Source organism: Streptomyces africanus, assembly GCF_002150735.1.
In the GTDB taxonomy this organism is placed as follows: Bacteria; Actinomycetota; Actinomycetes; order Streptomycetales; family Streptomycetaceae; genus Streptomyces; species Streptomyces africanus.
Window position 1 is genome coordinate 1 of sequence record NZ_MUKA01000602.1, and the last position, 1,950, is coordinate 1,950.

A 1,950-nucleotide genomic window follows, 5' to 3' on the forward strand; every position below is an offset into this window, starting at 1 on the left:
GTCCGGCGTGGTGTCCACCCGGCCCCCCGGCCCCCCGGCGGGAGCCAGCCGCAGGGCCGACTCGCCGATCCGGAGCAGCGCCCCGGGGGCGAAACGGACCGCCCGGTCGCCCACGCGCATGCCGTCCAGCGTCGTGCCGTTCGTGGAGTCGAGGTCGGCGACCGAGACGCGGCCGTCGGCGCTCACCGTCACCGCGCAGTGCAGCCGGGAGACGTCCGGGTCGTCGAGCGGTACCTCGGCGTCGGCGGAGCGGCCGATGCGGATCTCGCCGCCGTGCAGCAGGTGGACGCCGCCCGCGTCGGGCCCGGCGACGACCTGGAGCTGGGCCGGGGCGTCGTCCAGCTCGGGATGCGGCTCCGGCTCGCCCGGCGCGCCCACGGACAGCACGGCACCGTCGGTCAGCGGGGGCTCGCCGAGCGTGCAGCGCTGGGCGTCGAGCCGCTGCTCCCCGGCGTACAGCACCGGGGTGCCCGAGCCGTCACCGCCGAGGACCACCTGGGCGAGCCCGGAGGCCACCGCCGCGAGCGCCGTCCCGGCGGGTGCAGTGACCAGCACGTCGCAGCGCGCGGCGCGGTCCGGGGCCGGAGCCGCCAGGCCCTGCGGGTCTACGACGGTCAGCCGGATCTGCATCGCCGTCAGCGGTCCCTTCTGCCCGGGCGCGGAGTCCCCCCACCCCGCCCCAGCACGTCGGCCAGTACTGCACGCATCCTCGCACCTGCCACTGACACCGCGCCCCTCGCTCCGGAAGAAGTGATCTTGATTGGTCGGCTCTGCCCGCAAAAGTGCCTGAGAGATGCCCCACTGGCGATCACTTGAGATCGGTCACGCTCACTCTCGGCAACCCCGAGACCGAGGTGAGCGTCTTTCCTTCGAACGCGTGCGAGAACGCATCCGTAAGACCCACAGAACGACGACACCCCGGTCCCCGGCGGCACGGCACTACAGTGGGTCGGACAGGCCAGCAGGCAAGGCAAGCACCAGGGAGCGCATGACGTGCGGCCGGTAGGCAGCAAGTACCTGCTCGAGGAGCCGCTCGGACGCGGCGCCACGGGCACCGTCTGGCGAGCCCGCCAGCGCGAGACCGCGGGCGCCGAGGCGGCCGTGCCGGGACAGCCCGGCGAGACCGTCGCGATCAAGGTCCTCAAGGAGGAGCTGGCCAGCGACCCGGACATCGTCATGCGGTTCCTCCGGGAGCGCTCCGTCCTGCTCCGGCTGACCCACCCGAACATCGTCCGGGTCCGTGACCTGGTCGTCGAGGGCGATCTGCTGGCGCTGGTCATGGACCTCGTCGAGGGCCCCGACCTGCACCGTTACCTGCGTGAGAACGGGCCCTTCAGCCCCGTCGCCGCGGCCCTGCTCACCGCCCAGATCGCCGACGCGCTCGCCGCCAGCCACGCCGACGGCGTCGTCCACCGCGACCTCAAGCCGGCGAACGTGCTGCTCCAGCAGTACGACGGGCAGATGCACCCGCTGCTGACCGACTTCGGCATCGCCCGCCTGGCCGACTCCCCGGGCCTGACCCGCACCCAGGAGTTCGTCGGCACGCCCGCGTACGTCGCGCCCGAGTCCGCCGAGGGCCGCCCGCAGACCTCCGCCGTCGACATCTACGGCGCCGGCATCCTGCTGTACGAGCTGGTCACCGGCCGCCCGCCGTTCTCCGGCGGCTCCGCCCTGGAGGTGCTGCACCAGCACCTGAGCGCCGAGCCGCGGCGCCCCTCCACGGTCCCCGACCCGCTGTGGACGATCATCGAGCGCTGTCTGCGCAAGAACCCGGACGAGCGGCCCAGCGCCGTGAACCTCGCCCGAGGCCTGCGCGTCGTCGCCGAGGGCATCGGCGTGCACGCGAACTCCGCGCAGATCGCCGCCGCCGAGGGCGTCGGCGCGCTCCTGGTGCCCGACCCGGCGCCCGCGCCGGACATGTCGGGCACGGGCGCGGGCGCCGGGTCGGGC

At 74.3% G+C, this 1,950-nt stretch carries 2 protein-coding genes; one reads left to right on the forward strand and one right to left on the reverse strand.

Annotated elements, in window-relative coordinates; genetic code table 11:
* Positions 1–630: FHA domain-containing protein (locus CCL05_RS42515; RefSeq protein ID WP_143590056.1), on the reverse strand; the 630-nt coding region annotated here is incomplete at its 3' end.
* Between the two features lie 363 nt (positions 631–993).
* On the opposite strand from CCL05_RS42515, the gene CCL05_RS42520 reads away from it, so the two are divergent.
* A partial coding sequence (locus CCL05_RS42520; RefSeq protein WP_143590057.1) for a serine/threonine-protein kinase occupies positions 994–1,950 on the forward strand: 957 nt, incomplete at its 3' end.